This is a genomic window from Sporosarcina sp. Y1011 (assembly GCF_057669885.1).
On sequence record NZ_JBYHFP010000030.1, the window covers coordinates 1 to 16,489 of the forward strand.

The 16,489-nt window shown below is 41.4% G+C and carries 11 protein-coding genes and 1 riboswitch; of the genes, 5 read left to right on the top strand and 6 right to left on the bottom strand.

Annotation, left to right across the window (positions count from 1 at the left end):
• Positions 1-250: 250 nt before the first annotated feature.
• Complete coding sequence (locus AC25Y5_RS18385) at positions 251-1,444, bottom strand: 2,3-diketo-5-methylthiopentyl-1-phosphate enolase (RefSeq protein ID WP_488141552.1); 1,194 nt, start codon at positions 1,442-1,444, stop codon at positions 251-253.
• Positions 1,444-2,646: an S-methyl-5-thioribose kinase gene (mtnK, locus tag AC25Y5_RS18390; RefSeq protein WP_488141553.1), complete on the bottom strand. Its 1,203-nt coding sequence runs from the start codon at positions 2,644-2,646 to the stop codon at positions 1,444-1,446. The genes AC25Y5_RS18385 and mtnK overlap by 1 nt, the downstream gene beginning before the upstream one ends.
• Before the next feature lie 73 nt (positions 2,647-2,719).
• A riboswitch (SAM riboswitch) is annotated at positions 2,720-2,822 on the bottom strand.
• 216 nt (positions 2,823-3,038) lie between these two features.
• On the opposite strand from mtnK, the gene AC25Y5_RS18395 reads away from it, so the two are divergent.
• Entirely contained in the window at positions 3,039-4,706 is a 1,668-nt protein-coding gene (locus AC25Y5_RS18395) for a glycerol-3-phosphate dehydrogenase/oxidase (protein WP_488141554.1), read from the top strand.
• 85 nt (positions 4,707-4,791) lie between these two features.
• Here AC25Y5_RS18395 and AC25Y5_RS18400 read toward each other — a convergent pair whose 3' ends face one another.
• From AC25Y5_RS18400 to tatA (AC25Y5_RS18410), 3 genes are all read right to left on the bottom strand, one after another.
• Positions 4,792-6,201 (bottom strand): GGDEF domain-containing protein, encoded by a 1,410-nt coding sequence (locus AC25Y5_RS18400; protein ID WP_488141555.1) that lies wholly within the window; start codon positions 6,199-6,201, stop codon positions 4,792-4,794.
• A gap of 249 nt (positions 6,202-6,450) precedes the next feature.
• Entirely contained in the window at positions 6,451-6,720 is a 270-nt protein-coding gene (locus tag AC25Y5_RS18405) for an excalibur calcium-binding domain-containing protein (protein WP_482102416.1), read from the bottom strand.
• Between the two features lie 277 nt (positions 6,721-6,997).
• On the bottom strand, positions 6,998-7,201 hold the full coding sequence (gene tatA, locus AC25Y5_RS18410) for a twin-arginine translocase TatA/TatE family subunit (RefSeq protein WP_488141556.1): 204 nt from the start codon (positions 7,199-7,201) through the stop codon (positions 6,998-7,000).
• A gap of 666 nt (positions 7,202-7,867) precedes the next feature.
• On the opposite strand from tatA (AC25Y5_RS18410), the gene AC25Y5_RS18415 reads away from it, so the two are divergent.
• The 3 genes from AC25Y5_RS18415 to tatA (AC25Y5_RS18425) all read left to right on the top strand — a co-directional run bounded on the left by AC25Y5_RS18415 (position 7,868) and on the right by tatA (AC25Y5_RS18425) (position 10,772).
• Complete coding sequence (locus tag AC25Y5_RS18415) at positions 7,868-8,629, top strand: gluconate 2-dehydrogenase subunit 3 family protein (protein WP_488141557.1); 762 nt, start codon at positions 7,868-7,870, stop codon at positions 8,627-8,629.
• Positions 8,630-8,707: 78 nt separating this feature from the next.
• Complete coding sequence (locus AC25Y5_RS18420) at positions 8,708-10,450, top strand: GMC family oxidoreductase (protein ID WP_488141558.1); 1,743 nt, start codon at positions 8,708-8,710, stop codon at positions 10,448-10,450.
• 115 nt (positions 10,451-10,565) lie between these two features.
• Positions 10,566-10,772, top strand: coding sequence for a twin-arginine translocase TatA/TatE family subunit (tatA, locus tag AC25Y5_RS18425; protein WP_482102412.1), 207 nt, complete (start codon positions 10,566-10,568; stop codon positions 10,770-10,772).
• Positions 10,773-11,527: 755 nt separating this feature from the next.
• Here the strand turns inward: tatA (AC25Y5_RS18425) and AC25Y5_RS18430 are convergent.
• Positions 11,528-15,340 (bottom strand): choice-of-anchor I family protein, encoded by a 3,813-nt coding sequence (locus tag AC25Y5_RS18430; RefSeq protein WP_488141559.1) that lies wholly within the window; start codon positions 15,338-15,340, stop codon positions 11,528-11,530.
• A 648-nt stretch (positions 15,341-15,988) separates the two neighbouring features.
• Between AC25Y5_RS18430 and AC25Y5_RS18435 the strand changes: the two genes are divergently transcribed.
• The gene (locus tag AC25Y5_RS18435) at positions 15,989-16,426 is read left to right on the top strand and encodes a universal stress protein (RefSeq protein ID WP_488141560.1); all 438 of its coding nucleotides are present in this window, start codon (positions 15,989-15,991) and stop codon (positions 16,424-16,426) included.
• The last annotated feature ends 63 nt before the right edge of the window (positions 16,427-16,489 follow it).

Sequence of the window (16,489 nt, forward strand, 5' to 3'; positions counted from 1 at the left end):
TTTCCGGCTTATCGCGGGAGGCATCCACAAAGCGCCGAAGCGGGAATAGTGGGATTTCCAGCTCTATCCATTGTATCGGGACACATATAAATCGCAGTAGCAATCACCGATAACGAAATACGCTTTCTTACATCTACCATCCAGCGCAGGCGCGTCTTCGTGGTAGCCGAAGCGGTATTAGCAGGATTTCTAGTTTATTCTATATAAAAAACGAGCCTCTCGGGACTATCCCAGGAGGCTCGTTTTGTGCTTATACTGACTCGACAACGCCCCATTGGTCGATGGCGCGTTTCAGAGATTCTGACGTTTTTGCTGCTTCTTCGAGCGGGATTTGTTTGACACTTGCGTCAATCGCCGCCCGGAATGCCTTGGCACCTTGCGTCGGTCCATCTGGATGGCCAAATATTCCGCCCCCAGCATTGACGACTAGATTATCTCCGAAATCCTTCAGCAATTGCGGCACCATGCCTGGGTGAATTCCCGCGGATGGTACTGCAAATGTTTTTTCGAAGCCATTGTCTTCTATCAGCGCTTCATTGATTGCCAACGCATCAAATTTCGAAATGGCAACATTGCCATAGGGGCTTGGGAACAAGGACAGATCTCCGCCGATGAGCCGCGTTAACTTCCCTACCAATAACGAGTAAGAGAATCCGCCGCCCGCTTGACCTGCTAGAACACCAGATAATGCGGAATGCGCCACAATTGGCAAACCGATATTGTTATTTTCACGCAGCGTTTGAAGTGCATCTAGCCCATACGCATGGACGTTGAATAACAACGCGTTCGCGCCGAGCGCAGCCGCCTGTTCTGCCTTATCATGAAGCTCATTCGTCCGCCCCGACAAGTTCACTGCATACAATGCCCGATTTCCTGTTTTATCATAATGCCGATCGATAATGTCTTTTGCTGTTGTAATTCGCTTATAAAACGGTGTTAATTCATTCTCAAAAAGAATTTCATCGTCTTTGATGAGATCGACGCCGCCTGCTAGCAGTTCTTCTAGTTGAGCGGAGAAAAAGGACAGATCCCTTCCCATGACCCCTTTGAAGATGGCTTTCAGCAATGGGCGATCCATAACATTCAACTGCTCTCGAATCCCTTTTGTACCGAATCGTGGCCCCGGAAATTGTGCAAGCAATTGTTTGCCAAAATCCAAATCGATTAATTCATAGCCTTCAAAAAAAGAAAGCTTGCCGTAGACAGTCGTGAAAATTGCGGGAAGATCTGCCGAATAGTTAGCGGATGGATAAAAGATCTTCACCGTATCCTTCACTTCCCCTTTTTCCACAGAAACGACTTCACCTTTATGGTGCTTCAATTGCTGCTGTTCAAGATGCGGAATATCTGTCCAAGACCCAATTGTGAGCCCGAGTGCATGTTGCTCCGCTATTTTTTCTTGCTCTGGATGTGTCGGAAATAGATAAGTGGCTGTAACTCCCATTAAAATTCCTCCTTGTGACTACTGTCGATGAACCAGCTCTCCAATTCTTCCAAAGAGCGTATTGTGTGACGGTTAAGTATCAAATACTTCCCGAGCTCCAACACTTTTTTCCTTCTGGTCATGCGTTTTTCTTCATCTTCTTCATAATTTAAATCGTCAATTTGTGCAATACCGATGGAGCGACGGACCAATTCGCACCCTGCATACCCCAGCATATCGGTAAAGTTCTCTTCCATTACATGCGTCAGGAAGCCGTCGAGTTGTGTATAAGGTTCATTGGATTCTTCTCTCCAAACTTTTGCGAATGTATCGGCGTACGCATACCAAGCTTCCCGCGCTTGTTCATAGCGCTTCGTTTGAAATTCAGGGTGTCCGATTCCATTTAACAACAAGCTCGCGATAAAATGCCCCATGTCAAATCCGAACGGCCCAAAACAAGCAAACTCGGTATCGAATACAACTGTTTTGTCTTCTCCCATGAAAATGGCACCACTATGTAAATCGCTATGGATGAGCGCATCCGCTTTCGTCATGAACTTATGTTTTAATTTCGCCACTTCCAGCTTTAACTGGTGGTCTTGACTTAGAAATAATACATCATTTTTCAAGCCTTCTTCAAAGAAATTGCTGTCATGCAAATTGTATGGACAATCGAAAGAGAGCTCTTCCGTCATTTCCCGCATAGCCGGATTTGTAAAAGAGGCATTCAACTCTTTCTTTAATTTTGGATCCAGGTAGAAATCGGACGTATAAAAAGTGGTCTTCGCACTGAATACACCTATGTCTTTCGCAAATACGGTAGATTCCGTCCCATTATTCAAAGCCGTGCGCCCCATTTCCATCGGATGCATGTCTTCCATCACAACAATTGCCATGATTTCATCCAGAAGATGCACTTTCGGAACAGAACCGGGAATGATGTTATCGTATTCCTGTAATACTTTCGCTTCGAGAACGACCCGGTCGATCGGGATAGGCATTGACTCTCCTACAATCCTCGCATAAGGTACAGCCTGCTTGAGTATCAAGCTCTTCTGTTCCCCCGTTAATCGATAAACATGATTTATCTTCCCATCACTTACTTCCGTCACAACAACTTGTTCTTGTTCACTAAAGAAGCCACGCTTTTTAACATACTTCACGATTTCATCGATTTCTAAAAATGCATAGGTTGCTAGTTCCTGATGACTTGATGTATTCATGTTATTTCCTCCTTATGTACTGTCTATGATGATAAAAAAACCCCTTCAGTTAAGAAGAGGTTTTTCACACAACTTCTTATCTTTCAGCATCAATGCTGTAAGAATTAGCACCGTGCTCAATTGAGTCGGTTGCCGGGCTTCATGGGGCTTTTCCCTCCGCCTGCTCCTGATAAGAGTATATTTATTATTTTTAATTACCATTAGATTCGCACAATGTTATATGAAATTATAGCATGCCTCTTACTAATTGTCTATGTAATTGAAACCCATCAAATAGTTAAAACACTGACTACATATTGCATTTTCTAAACGTTTTGTAAATCAAGAGATTCAGTTATCAAAATTGTAGTATAATTAATGAACGAATACAATATGTGGAGGCTTTAACTAAAATGACTGAACAATCTAATGAGTTACAAAAAAGTGAAGTACTTTCAACATTACAAGCGGAAGAATTTGATGTATTAATCATCGGGGGCGGCATTACGGGGGCTGGAATTGCCTTGGACGCAGCCAGTCGCGGCATGAAAACAGTGCTTGTGGAAATGCAGGATTTTGCTGCTGGGACGTCCAGTCGTTCTACAAAAATGATCCATGGCGGCTTGCGATACCTGAAAAACCTTGAAGTGAAGATCGTTGCGGAAACAGGCAAGGAACGGGCGGTCGTCTATGAAAACGGACCCCATGTGACGAAGCCCGAGTGGCTGCTTTTGCCGATTTATAAGGACGGCTCCATGGGTAAATTCAGTACCTCCATCGGATTGCGCGTCTATGACTTTTTGGCAGGCGTGAAAAAAGAAGAACGAAAGAGTATGTTGACCAGAGAAAGAGCTTTGCATGCGGAGCCTAAACTTAGGGCTGAAGGGTTACTTGGCGCTGGCCGTTTCGTTGAATACCGATCGGATGATGCGAGACTGACGATTGAAGTGATGAAAGAAGCTGTCAGTCAAGGCGCTACTGTATTCAATTATACAAAAGTGACTGATTTTATTTACAATGAAGGAAAAGTTACAGGCGTATCCGTGGTTGACCAATTAAATGGCAAAACTAGTGAAATACGCGCAAAAACAATTGTGAACGCTGCCGGACCATGGGTAGATACATTGAGGGAGAAAGACAACTCCTTGGATTCAAGGGAAATACGTTTGACGAAGGGCATTCATCTCGTTTTTGACCAAAGTGTATTTCCTTTGAATCAGATTGTTTACTATGACACGCCAGATGGCCGGATGGTGTTGGCGATCCCACGGGATGGGAAAACGTACGTTGGGACGACAGACACTGACTACAAAGGGGATATGGTTCATCCCCGAATGACCGTAAGCGACCGCGATTATTTGATGGACGCCATCGCACTCATCTTTCCGAAGTTAACCATTGCGGCGAGTGATATTGAATCCAGCTGGGTTGGGCTACGGCCTTTGATCAATGAAAAAGGTAAAGGGGCATCCGAAGTTTCAAGAAAAGATGAAATTTGGGAATCCGCTTCCGGGTTACTCACCATTGCTGGAGGAAAACTGACGGGCTATCGAAAAATGGCGGAAACGATTGTAGATGTCGTCGCTTCAAAACTCAAAACAGATACAGGAACAATATATTCTTCGTCCAGCACGAAGAATATGCCCATTTCAGGCGGACACGTCGGAGGTTCCCGTAACTTTGAAACGTTCATGTATCGCAAGATCAAACAAGGCATACAACTCGGATTAAATCAGGAAAGAGCGCAGTCCCTCGTGAAAAAATATGGCTCAAATGTAGATATCCTTTTTGATTTATTACAGAAAAACGAGCAGGCGGCGCAGGATTCTGGGCTACCCGTCTACCTCTATACGCAAGTTCTTTACTCGATCACAGATGAATTCGTCCGTACGCCCGTTGACTTTTTCTGGCGACGTACAGGCGCATTACTGTTTGACATTCAATGGGTGAACGAGTGGAAAGTGCCCGTCATTGAAATGATGAGCAAAGAGCTTGGTTGGAGTGACGCGCAGAAAGCAGATTTCCGTGCTGACCTTGATACACATTTGCATGATGCGACTGTTCCGGTTGACGGGGAATAATATCAATGGAATCGACAAAAATAGCCTTCTCCAGATGCATTTTGGAGAGGGCTGTTTTTAGATTCGTTTCACAAGCAGTCATGCTTTATCCCACAACGCAAACTTGGTTTTTACCATTCTCTTTTGCTTGATAGAGTGCCATATCTGCAGAATTGAATAACTCCTTAAAATCTATTACTTTCCCTTTTTCATTATCAGCCACCCCAACACTTGCGGTGATCGAAACGAACTTCCCTTCATGTTCCACTTCTATACTTCTAATCGTTTCCGATAGCTGATCGGCTTTCTTCTTCCCGTCTTCCAGTGAAATGTTTTTCAGAATAACGACGAATTCGTCTCCGCCAAATCGACTCATTAGGTCCGTTTCTCTGAAAACCGTTGAGCAATATTGACTAATCTGCTTCATAACAGCGTCACCCACTAGATGTCCATATTCATCATTAATGAGCTTAAAGTTATCGATATCAAATGCGATACATACGATGCTTTCATTGTCCGAGGATGCTTTTTTAAGCCACTCATTCGTGGTACTTTCCAAATAACAGCGATTGTATAGTCCTGTCAAATAGTCCGTGCTGGCTCTTTTTTCAATGGAGGAAAGGCCATGTTTAATTTCAAGCTTAAGTGCCGCTAACGCTAGTCCACTTTTAGTAATTTCATTGAGCACGGTGATGTATTCTTTTTGAACTTCATAGCCAAGTAATTTGTCATCCATGAGCTCGCATAAGTCGCATCTTTGTTCTTGTATATCTTTCAATAAATTATAATCATCATAGCTTGCTGCTAAATCCCTGGCAGTGGTGTATGCATCAAATGCTTCCCTAAATCGTTTTTGCGCTGCAAACCATTTACCAAGTAAATAATAACACTGGGCCTTTTCCCTTATAAACGAGTCTAAAATGGGATGATTAATCATCTCATCCACCAGTAGTTTCGATTCAGTTAAACCCCCAAGTCCAATATAAGCATTTGCCATGTTTAATGTGACTCTTAGTTCTAGAATTGGGCTTGCCGGTTGATGTAATTTCGCCATTTCAAGTCCGACTTCAGCCATTTCCAATGCTTCACAATAGTTTTCTTCGACAATGCATATATGACTGTAATTGCTATATCCGTTGCTAACTATATTATAATGTTTTAATTTCTTGCCCAAATGAATGCTTTTTTCGAGTGTCGCTTTTGCATTGCTGTAATCTTTGTTATAGGCATGGAGTAAAAAATACGTATTATATGAATGCAGTTTGTCGGTTTCATCGCCATATTTAGTACATAGTTCTTCATGAGCCTCGATGCTGTTAAAGGCTTCGGTTAAATCACCAATTGAGTAGTAGGCGGCTGCTAAATACGCATGAGCCGCGAGGACAAATTTATATTCATTTAGTCTCAGCCCATTTTCCAACAGATGGTGGCACCCCTCGATTGTTTCTTTGTACTTGCCCTCAGCCCTTAAAGTCAATACATTTTCAAGCAGTAGATCTAAGTCTTCTGTCTCCATATCCTTCTCCTAATTGTCGAATTTTGTAGTTTTTCGTAGACTTTATCCTAATTGTTTTAATAGTTCTATCGTATCATATTGTGAGATATTTTAGAAGTGCAGATAGTAGTTATTTTAATCTAGTGAATAATCAAGTGATTGTTTTTTTAGATTTATAGCTCATTGTTGAACACGGCATGGACAGTGGTGAATAAAAACAGCTCCATTCCACAATTGATGCTGTGAATGGAGCTGTTGTTATTGTTATTCTTATCGCTCACACGCGATCAAATCTTTATCACGATCACTTTTTTTGTTCAGATCATATACAGCTTTGGATACGAATGGAGCGTACTTTGTTTTGCCGCCTACATTTTTAACAGAGGCTGATCTTGCCACGCCGCCTTTATACACCTTGTTCAGTTCAGTGCAATTTTTGTAGCTCACTGCTTTCGGGCTAGCTGCATCTACTTGCAACGCGTTAAATGAGAAACTGATGGCAATTGCGAGTGTAAGTATTGCTGTAAGTATCTTCTTCAAACGAACGACCTCCTATTCCATAATTCTATATTATCAGCTTTCAAGCTGTATAGAAACCCTTATAAAGGGAATTCGATATATTTCTGGAATTTTTGTACTTTTAACTAAACCTTGATGTCCAATACCGTCTTAAAGCATGATTATAAAACTCTCGGTTTGTTGGACACTTCATCGATTTGGTTGGTCACCTCACCAATCTCTAACTTGCCTTGTCATCAAAAAAAGAGCTAGCGTCAAATACAAATTGTATTTGATGCTAGCTCTTTTGGATTAGCGATTATATTTTCTTTTTCTCTGTTAATTCTTTGTCGTCTAATTTGAATTCATCAGTGACATCATCGACGATGTCTTTCGTTGAATTCTTAAATTCTTTTAGTGTTTGTCCAACAGCTCTTCCTAATTGAGGCAATTTAGCTGGTCCGAAGATGATTAACGCAATCACTAAAATTATAATTAAACCGGGTACACCGATGTTTGGCATGAGTTGTTCCTCCTTTGAATTGTGGTGCATTTTATTCAGGTACGTACATCAGTATACCACTTTTTACACCTCGTGAGCTAAAAATCCCTCTTCATTTGCTCACTTTCTTTATTATGACCTGCTGAATACAAGAACGCTGATTTCAAATAAATGGATGAATAGAATAACAATTAGAAAAATTGAATCCTATTATCAGGGATACTATGAAGGTCACAGCTACACTATTTAGCCGTTTTCTCAACTCCGTTAAATGTTTGATAAGCGTATATTTTCTTTCACGCTTTTCATCACCCATCTATCCTTTTTAAGGTTAATTGGTATCAAAAAATGGTAACTATAGTTTTATTTCACAAAAAAAGCTTGAATTCATACTATTTAGATACCAAGTGTAGTAGAATTAGAGTCGCTTAGACCCACCCGAATAGTATACATGCCAGTATTGATTTATAAATAATACGACGCTTACTCGTAAAAAATATAGAAGAATGTAATGACTACCTATATTGAAGGGCTACAATTGGGGATTCAGACATTTCACCTATTTTTTTGTAGAGGTGCTTTATTATGATCTCTTGGACTGGGAAAAAGTACATAATTTGTGTTTCACTGTTTAGTTAGGTAAATAATTAGTTGTCGTTTTAATACTTTGAATTTGGAGGTTTTATCATGTCAGAAAAAGAAAAGAAGTCCTTTGAAGGTAAAAAGTCTTCGAGACGTTCATTTTTAAAGAATTCAGGATTAACGGTAGGCGGACTGGTTTTGGGTGGTGCTGTTGGTACCCTGTTGAGCAACGATTCAACAACAACCACAACAGCGGTGAAAGACTCAAGCACGTCCAAGCAGGCAGAAAACCTACATGTCGCTTTAATGTACTTTACGCCTGAGCAATACCGAACTACGGAGGCCGCAGCGGAAAGAATTTTCCCTAAAGACAAAAACGGTCCTGGTGCTAAAGAATTATTAGTTGCTTATTATATTGACCATCAATTAGCAGGTGCTTGGGGAATGGGCGCAAAAGAATACACATCAGGACCTTTTTACCCAGGAGAGCCGACTCAAGGTTATCAAGGTCGCCAAAACAGACAACAAATTTTTGAAGTAGGACTAAAAGGTCTTATGGATCAAAGTGTAAAAAAATACGAAAAAGCTTTCGATAGACTTTCAGCTGAAGAGCAAGACGCAATTCTTACTGAATTTGCTGAAGGAAAAGTAGAGTTAAAAGGAACAACTTCTACTGCCTTTTTCAACACTTTACGGTCTGCAACAATTGAAGGTGCATACTCAGATCCTTTGTACGGCGGTAATGCAGGTATGGAAGGTTGGAAGATGAAAAACTTCCCTGGTCACCAAATGAGCTTCTTAAATATTATTGAAGAAGAATTTGTAGTAGTAGAACCGATGGCATTAAACTCACAACATAATCACTAATCAGACGTACCCAAAGATAGATAGCCCAATAAGGAATTTGTAATCATTTAGAGCTTTACGATTGAGGAGGAAATAGTAATGGTGAAAAAATTACCGAAAACAGATGTAGTTATTATTGGTGTTGGTTGGTCCGGCGGTATTATCGCTTCCGAGCTGACAAAAAAAGGACTTAAAGTAGTTGGTTTAGAAAGAGGGAAAGACCGAAAAACAGAAGATTATTACATGGCGCATGACGAACTTAGATATGCGGTTCGCCATGAAATGATGCAAGACCTTTCAAAAGAAACAATCACTTTCCGTAATCATGACAAAATGCGTTCTCTACCGATGAGACAATATGGTTCGTTTTTACTTGGCGTAGGTGTTGGTGGTTCAGGAGCACACTGGAATGGTCAGAACTTCCGTTTTCTTCCTTATGATTTCGAACTGCGAAGCAAAACCATTGAAAAATATGGAGAAGGTAAAATTCCAGCTGATATGACCATTCAAGATTGGGGCATTACATATGATGAAATCGAGCCCTACTACGATCAATACGAAAAAATGGCAGGGATTTCAGGAGAAGACAATCCTTTAGGCGGGAAACGTTCAAATCCATTCCCAACTCCTGCGATGAAAAAAACACAAGCTATGCAATTGTTCGATAAAGCAGCAAAAAATTTAAAACTTCATCCATATGTTCAACCGTCTGCCAATCTATCAGAAAACTATACAAACCCTGATGGAATTTCCAGAGTGGCTTGTCAATATTGTGGATTTTGTGAACGCTTCGGTTGTGAGTACGGTTCAAAAGCAGACCCTAACGTTACTGTAATACCAGTAGCAAAAGAAACTGGAAACTTTGAAATCCGAACGCATTCAGAAGTACGCCGTATTGTACACACAGGAGGTAAAGCTACTGGCGTAATCTATACAGATATGACAACAGGCGAAGAATTTGAACAGCCAGCAGATGTTGTTGTATTAACAGGCTATGTCTTTAGTAACGTTAGACTTCTTCTACTTTCAGAAATTGGCAGACCTTACAATGCAACTACGGGTACTGGCGTAATCGGGAAAAACTATGCCTACCAAATCAGAAAAGGACGCGCAACTGGATTCTTTGACGAACAAAAGTTCAATAACTTTGCAGGTGCAGGCGGCTTAGGGATGATTGTAGATGATTACAATGGCGATAATTTCGACCACACTGATTTAGACTTCATCCACGGCGGGATGATTATCCTTGGACAAACAGGACAAAGACCTATTGCCAATAACCAAATCCCATCGGGTACTCCGACTTGGGGTGCTGAGTTTAAAGAAGCTTCTTTAAAATATACAAATGCGTCGTTAACGGTTAGTGGCGAAGGAGCATCAATGGCTTACAAACAGCATTTCCTTGACCTCGATCCTACTTATAAAGATTCATTTGGTGATCCACTGGTTAGGATTACCTTTGACTTTGAAGACCAAGACCGTGCGTTGACTAAGTTCTTAGCAGAGAAATGTGAAGCTATCTTAAAAGAAATGGGCGCAGATCATATAGATACGAGTAAAGAGCTTGGCCCATATAACGTTGCTGAATATCAGTCTACTCATAACACGGGTGGCGTAATCATGGGCGCGGATCCTGAAACTTCTGCGGTCAATAACTATTCTCAGATGTGGGACGTAGACAATCTATTTGTTGTCGGTGCTTCTTCATTCCCGCAAAATGCTGGATACAATCCAACAGGTACAGTGGGTGCATTATCTTACCGTGCTGCCGAAGGGATTCTCGCGTTCTTCGAAAAAGGCGGTCAGTTGGTTGAAGGAAAAAGCGAAAACCAATTAGTCTAATCTTCAAATTGAAAGAGTCATTTACGATTGGAATTGTATTGTTCAATTTTTAATGGTTTGGCAAAACTCTTTCTCGTATTCGTGCATCCTATCATCTAGATAAGGAGGAATTACCATGCCAAGTATCGGCTTACCGGGTTTAATACTCATTTTAATACTAGCTCTCGTCATCTTCGGTCCTTCCAAACTACCTCAATTGGGGAAAGCGGTTGGAGAAACTTTAAAGGAATTTAAAACTTCTACTAGAGATATCATCAATGATGAAGAAAAAGACGAAACGAAGTTAGATGCTAGTGAAACAGACGTTGAAAAGAAAATCTAATGTAAATGGCCAGCTATTCTTTGTGAATAGCTGGCTTTTTTGTATTTAATATGGCGTGGAAATCTTATTGATGCTATAGGGTGTACGCTGGAGTGTTTCATTATTGAAAGTGATTTTGAGATGTATGGACTGAGATTATAATGTGATTACTATTTGATACTAATTTCATTGAAGAAAGACACACTACAGGATGCAGTTCTAATCCCCAATAACGAAATGTGCTTTCTTAAAGAGACCATCCAGCGAAGGCGCGACTTCGTGGTAGCCGAAGCGATAAGACTGAAAGTGCACTTCTTTCCGGCTTAGCGCGGGAGGCATCCACAAAGCACCGAAGCGGTATTAGCAGGGTCTCTGTTTCATTCCATCTATAGATTCTGTTGTTAAATGCATTCACTCGATTTATCACACTATAGGTTGCAAATCTAATCCCCAATAACGAAATATGCTTTCTCACACCTACCATCCAGCGAAGGCGCGACTTCGTGGTAGCCGGAGCGATAAGACTGAAAGTGATTTTCTTTCCGGCTTATCGCGGGAGGCATCCACAAAGCGCCGAAGCGGTATTAGCAGGATTTCTGATTCTATCCATTTCTCTTTATGCTTTCGTTGGACACTTCGAAGTGTTGGTTGAAAACCTCCTTGTTGATTGGACACAAAAAACCAGACAATCCCCAAATTGTCTGGTCTCCATTAAGCGAATTACCCGATTCGTATCCCACACAGCCTACCTAACACTTAATCATCTACAGCTGATGTTACTTAAGTTTAGCCCCATCAAATTCATAAACCGCAACGGTTCCTGACATTTCGTGTGTTGCTGCTAGTAATGCGTTACCTGTTGGACTTTTAGAAGCTGGGATGAATCTTAAGCCTTCAGGCGCTACATCCCCTGCAACTTCTTTCGTGAAGTCACGGCTTGTTACAAACGTCACATACTCAGGGCTTGATGGATTTGTAAGGTCATAAACCATAATACCGCTGATGCGTTCTAACGCGATGAATGCATACGTTTTCCCATTGATTTCTCCAGTTGTTACCGATTCCGGTTCTGGACCTTTGCTGTTACTGCGATCATCCACATCTACATTGTCGTTACTTATGTTAAAGAATGGTTTTAATTTCGGGTCATTTGCGATGATTGATTCGAAATCGCTTCCGCTATCAAATACGAGTTCCATTGTTTTTGCATTGAAGATAGAGAAGCTACGTCCGCCGTATCCATAAAGCGCTTCGTATTCTCCGGCTGTATTTTTTCCATCTTCAGTCGTAATTTTAAAATCATTTAGTGTAGTTAAGTCAAATGCATCTAGCTCTGCTTGTGTATAGCCTGCATAATGCTCTGCTTTTAATTTAACTTTATCAATAATTTTATCTACTTTTTTATCTTCACTGAATCCTTCATAGTCACGTGCGTCCCCTTCGTTCGGTGTGATGATGTACGTATCTGCACCTACAGTGAACGTTTCAATGGCATCTGGCATATAGAATGAAAGGATTGGTTGTTTCTCCAGTTTTACTTTGCCATCTTTGAGCGCGTCTAGTTCATTTCCAGCTGCTGAATAATCTTTTACGCCTAACCCTTTAACGCTTAGGATTTTACCTGCTACAAGGTCAACAGTTGCGATTGCATTGTTTTCTTGCAGGGATACGTAAGCTGTTTTGCTGTCAGCAGAGACGGTTACATATTCAGGCTCTAATTGTGCCAAGTACGATTTTCCTTTGCCTTGATAAGACATCCGAACTTTATCGTCTAGCATTGCTTCTGTAAATTTCAGTTCTGTATGCGTATAAGTTGCTACATCAATGACGGAAATAGACCCTTCTGGATCAATTAAATCACTTGTTTTTTCTGCATTATCATCTAGTTCTCCTTCATTTGCAACGATTGCTTTCGTCCCGTCAGGCGTGAATGCCACCATATCTGGCAATGCGCCGACTTGAACAGATTTTACAAACTTCCCGTCTTTCGTTGCGAAGATGATATAGCCTCGTTCTGTTTTCGGATCGCTCACTGCAGAAATCGCAATTAAATCTTTTGTTGGATGTGAAGCAATGCTCGTAATATCAGCTACACCCTCAACGCCATAGCTTGATAGTAGTACTCTTGTCGTTTCTGTAATGCCTGTTAATGTACCCGATTTTAAGTTATCAAATGATACAATATCAAAGCCTTTTACTGCACCGTTTGTGACGAATGCTTTTTTCATGTTTTCATCATAAGCTAAAATCTCTGTTCCACCTTCGCCTTTAAGGCTGTCGTAGCGGGCAACTTGAGAGACTGTTAGCTTTTCAGGGTTCGTGTTATAGAAACTTGTGATTGGAGCTACAACTTGTCCTTTAACGTCTACAATTCGGCCTTCACGTTCAGTTGGGATTTTGTCGCCTAGGGATACTAAGTGCTCTCTTAAGTTTTCCCAATCTGAAAGCCCAAGATCCGTTACACGACCTGCATCATAAGCTTTTTTAAGAACGTCATAGCCGTCTCCACCTTTTGCTGTGAAGGCGTTTGTTGCTACTGTATATGTTGTTGCGTTTTCGAGTTTAGTGTAGGTACCATCTGCGTTTTTATAGGCAATTGAAACGACACGTTCTCCAGCAGGTTTAGAAGAATCGAATTCTACTTTCGCACCTGATACATGGAGGAAACCGCCGTTTTCTTTTGGATACTCTTTAAAACTAATTTCAAATGCCTCTTTGATTTCTGCACCAGTAACATCCATCGTCGCTAGCGTGTTACCAAATGGAAGCACAGTGATTACGTCCCCTACTGTGATTGGACCGGCGTCAATAGCAGATCTAATTCCCCCACCATTTTGGAATGCCATAATTACTTTTTTATCTTTTACATAATCTTTCGCTTTTGCAAGCATGCCATCCGTGATTAAGTTCCCTAGAATCGTTTCACTCGCTCGTACACTTGTGCCCGGTACATAACCTTCATCAGATGTCCTTGGACTTATTAGTGCATTTTTAAGTGTTACGCCAATTTCCTCTTCATTTACAGCTGCAATTCGATCTTTATAAGGTTTTAAGAGCTTAACTGCCTCAGCATTCTCTTCTTTGTCTTTAGTCGCAATCAACTTACCTGCATGTCCTACTACGACACCGTTTTTATCAAATTCAATATCTAACGTACCGAGGTAATCTGAATACTGATACGCTTGTACAATAATTGTTTTGTCTTTCGTTGCGCCTTTTTCATCTTTTTCCACAACAACAGGTTTGTCTAATTGCGTATGGCTATGTCCACCTACAATTACGTCAATCCCGTCGACATTTGCAGCTAGTTCTTGGTCATTGTCCATAGCGGCATTATCATCAAAACCAATATGTGTCAGTGCTACGATTTTGTTAACACCCATTTTTTCGAATTCAGCAACCATTTTTTCTGCATCCTCAATATAATTAGAGAATGTAATTTCTCCTGGACTCGCAAGATTTTTCGTTTCCGCAGTTGTTAGACCAAAGATACCCACTTTTTCTCCGTCTACTTCTTGGACAATTCCTGCGTAGATATTGCTATCTTCAGGTGTTGCTGAAATTTTCGTATTGAACAATCCATCAAACATTGGATCTTTTGAGAAATCTACATTCGCGGATACAAACGGGAAGTTTGCCGCTCTAATGAAGTCAGCCAATGCTTTATGGCCTTCCGCTGATGAACCAAGGTCAAATTCATGGTTACCGAATGTCATAGCATCGACTTTCATTAAATTCATGAACGCTAAGTCTGCTAATCCTTGGAATTCATTGAAATACAAAGTACCAGAGAATACATCTCCTGCATTTAACAACAATGCATCCGGTTTAGCTGCGCGTACCTCATTTACTGCTGTAACCAGTTTGGGTGCTTTGTCCGTATTCGCATGTATATCATTTACGTGCATCAAAGAAAGGTTAAACGTTTTTCCATTGCCTCTAGTGGAAGCCGATTCACTTCGAACAATAAAGGAAGCCATTTGCCCTCTTGTAACGAAAGCATTTGGTTCAAATCTAGTAGGAGTGGTTCCAACTGTGATTTTATTATTGATCAAAGCTTGGACATAATCTGCGTACCAGTTTTCAGCTCTGACATCTGTAAATGGGCTCTTCGTAAACTTGACGTCTTCTAGATTAAATCCAATACTAATCATCTTGGCGATATGCGCACGTGTCAGTGGGCTGCTAGGTTTAAATGTCTTATCGTTATACCCTTCTACAATGCCAGCTTCAACAAGAGCAGCAATTGCTCCGTAATACGTGTCAGTCACTTTAACGTCTTTGAATCCCGGGTTTTTCACATTCTTTGTATCCAATTCAAGGGATTTCGCTAAAACGGTAGCAAGTTGCCCCCGCGTTACGGCCTGATTCGGTTTATAAGTGCCATCGCTGTATCCTTTTACGATCCCTCTAGAAGCCAAACTGATAACTGCGTCATAGGATCGATGACTTTTTATATCTTTTACATCAGAAAATGTAGGGATTTTCACCTCTTCGGCTTGTGTATATACCGGTGCAGCTACTGCAAGTGTTCCCGTTGCTACCGCTACAGCCATCGTCGCTCCGAATGCTTTTTGATATGAATTCAATTGAATAGCCTCCTAAAGTTCTATGTATTGTAAGGGCTGATTTAGTCCTTTTATTAAGGTTACCATTCTTAAACCTCTGAAATGTTAAGTGATTAATAAGGTTTTGGTGGATTGTTAGTTTAGTGTAATGAGTGTTGGTTTTATGTAAATTTTTGTGGGTGTGGGGGATTTTGTAGGTCGGGGTTCGGGCGGTCGCATGGTGGATTTGAGCGGTCGGCGTGCGAGTTCGGGCGGTTGCACGCTAGATTCGAGCGGATCGCGTGCGGGTTCGGGCGGTCGCACGGTGGATTCGAGCGGTCCGCGTGCGGGTTCGGGCGGTTGCGCGGTAGATTCGAGCGGTTCGAGTGCGGGTTCGGGCGGTCCGCGTGCGGTTTTGGGCGGTCGCGCGGTTGTTTCAAGCAGTCCGCGTCCGGATTCGGGCGGTCGCGCGATGAATTCGAGCGGTCCGCGTGGGGTTTTGGGCGGTCGCGCGCTGGATTCGGGCGGTGCGCAAGAGGCTAGATAAAAAGCGTTGGCTTATAGAATAAATTTTTGGTATATTTAAAACAAACCGATTGGTATGTTGACGGTAATACAACGAATCTACACTTAACCATTTTATAAATACAGAACAACTTTCAAATAACTTGTTAAAGGGGGATTTGGCAGATGAATCAATACAATAGTATTTTAGTAGCTATAGACGGTTCAATTGAAGCCGACTATGCATTTCGTAAATCAATTGATATCGCCTATCGAAATCAAGGATCCCAATTACACATCGTTAACATTATAGATACGAAATATTTCGGAGCGCTTGATAAAGATATTGCTGAGCAAGTCAAAGATAAATCACAGGAAATTTTAGATCGCTACAAAGCACGTGCAGCAGTTGCTGGCGTTAAAAATGCAACGTCCATTATTGAATATGGGTCACCTAAAACGGTAATAACAAAAGAGATTGCTAAAACGGTGAAGGCAGACTTAATTATTTGTGGCGCTACGGGGCATACGCCAATAGAGCGCTACATAATTGGTTCGGTATCTGAAGCAATCGTCCGTTCAGCTAAATGCGATGTTTTAGTCGTACGTACGCCTGCGAATTGAACAATAAAAAACGGCTCAGACTGTTGTGCACCCCAAAAGTTAGAGTCAAAATCTAACTTTTGG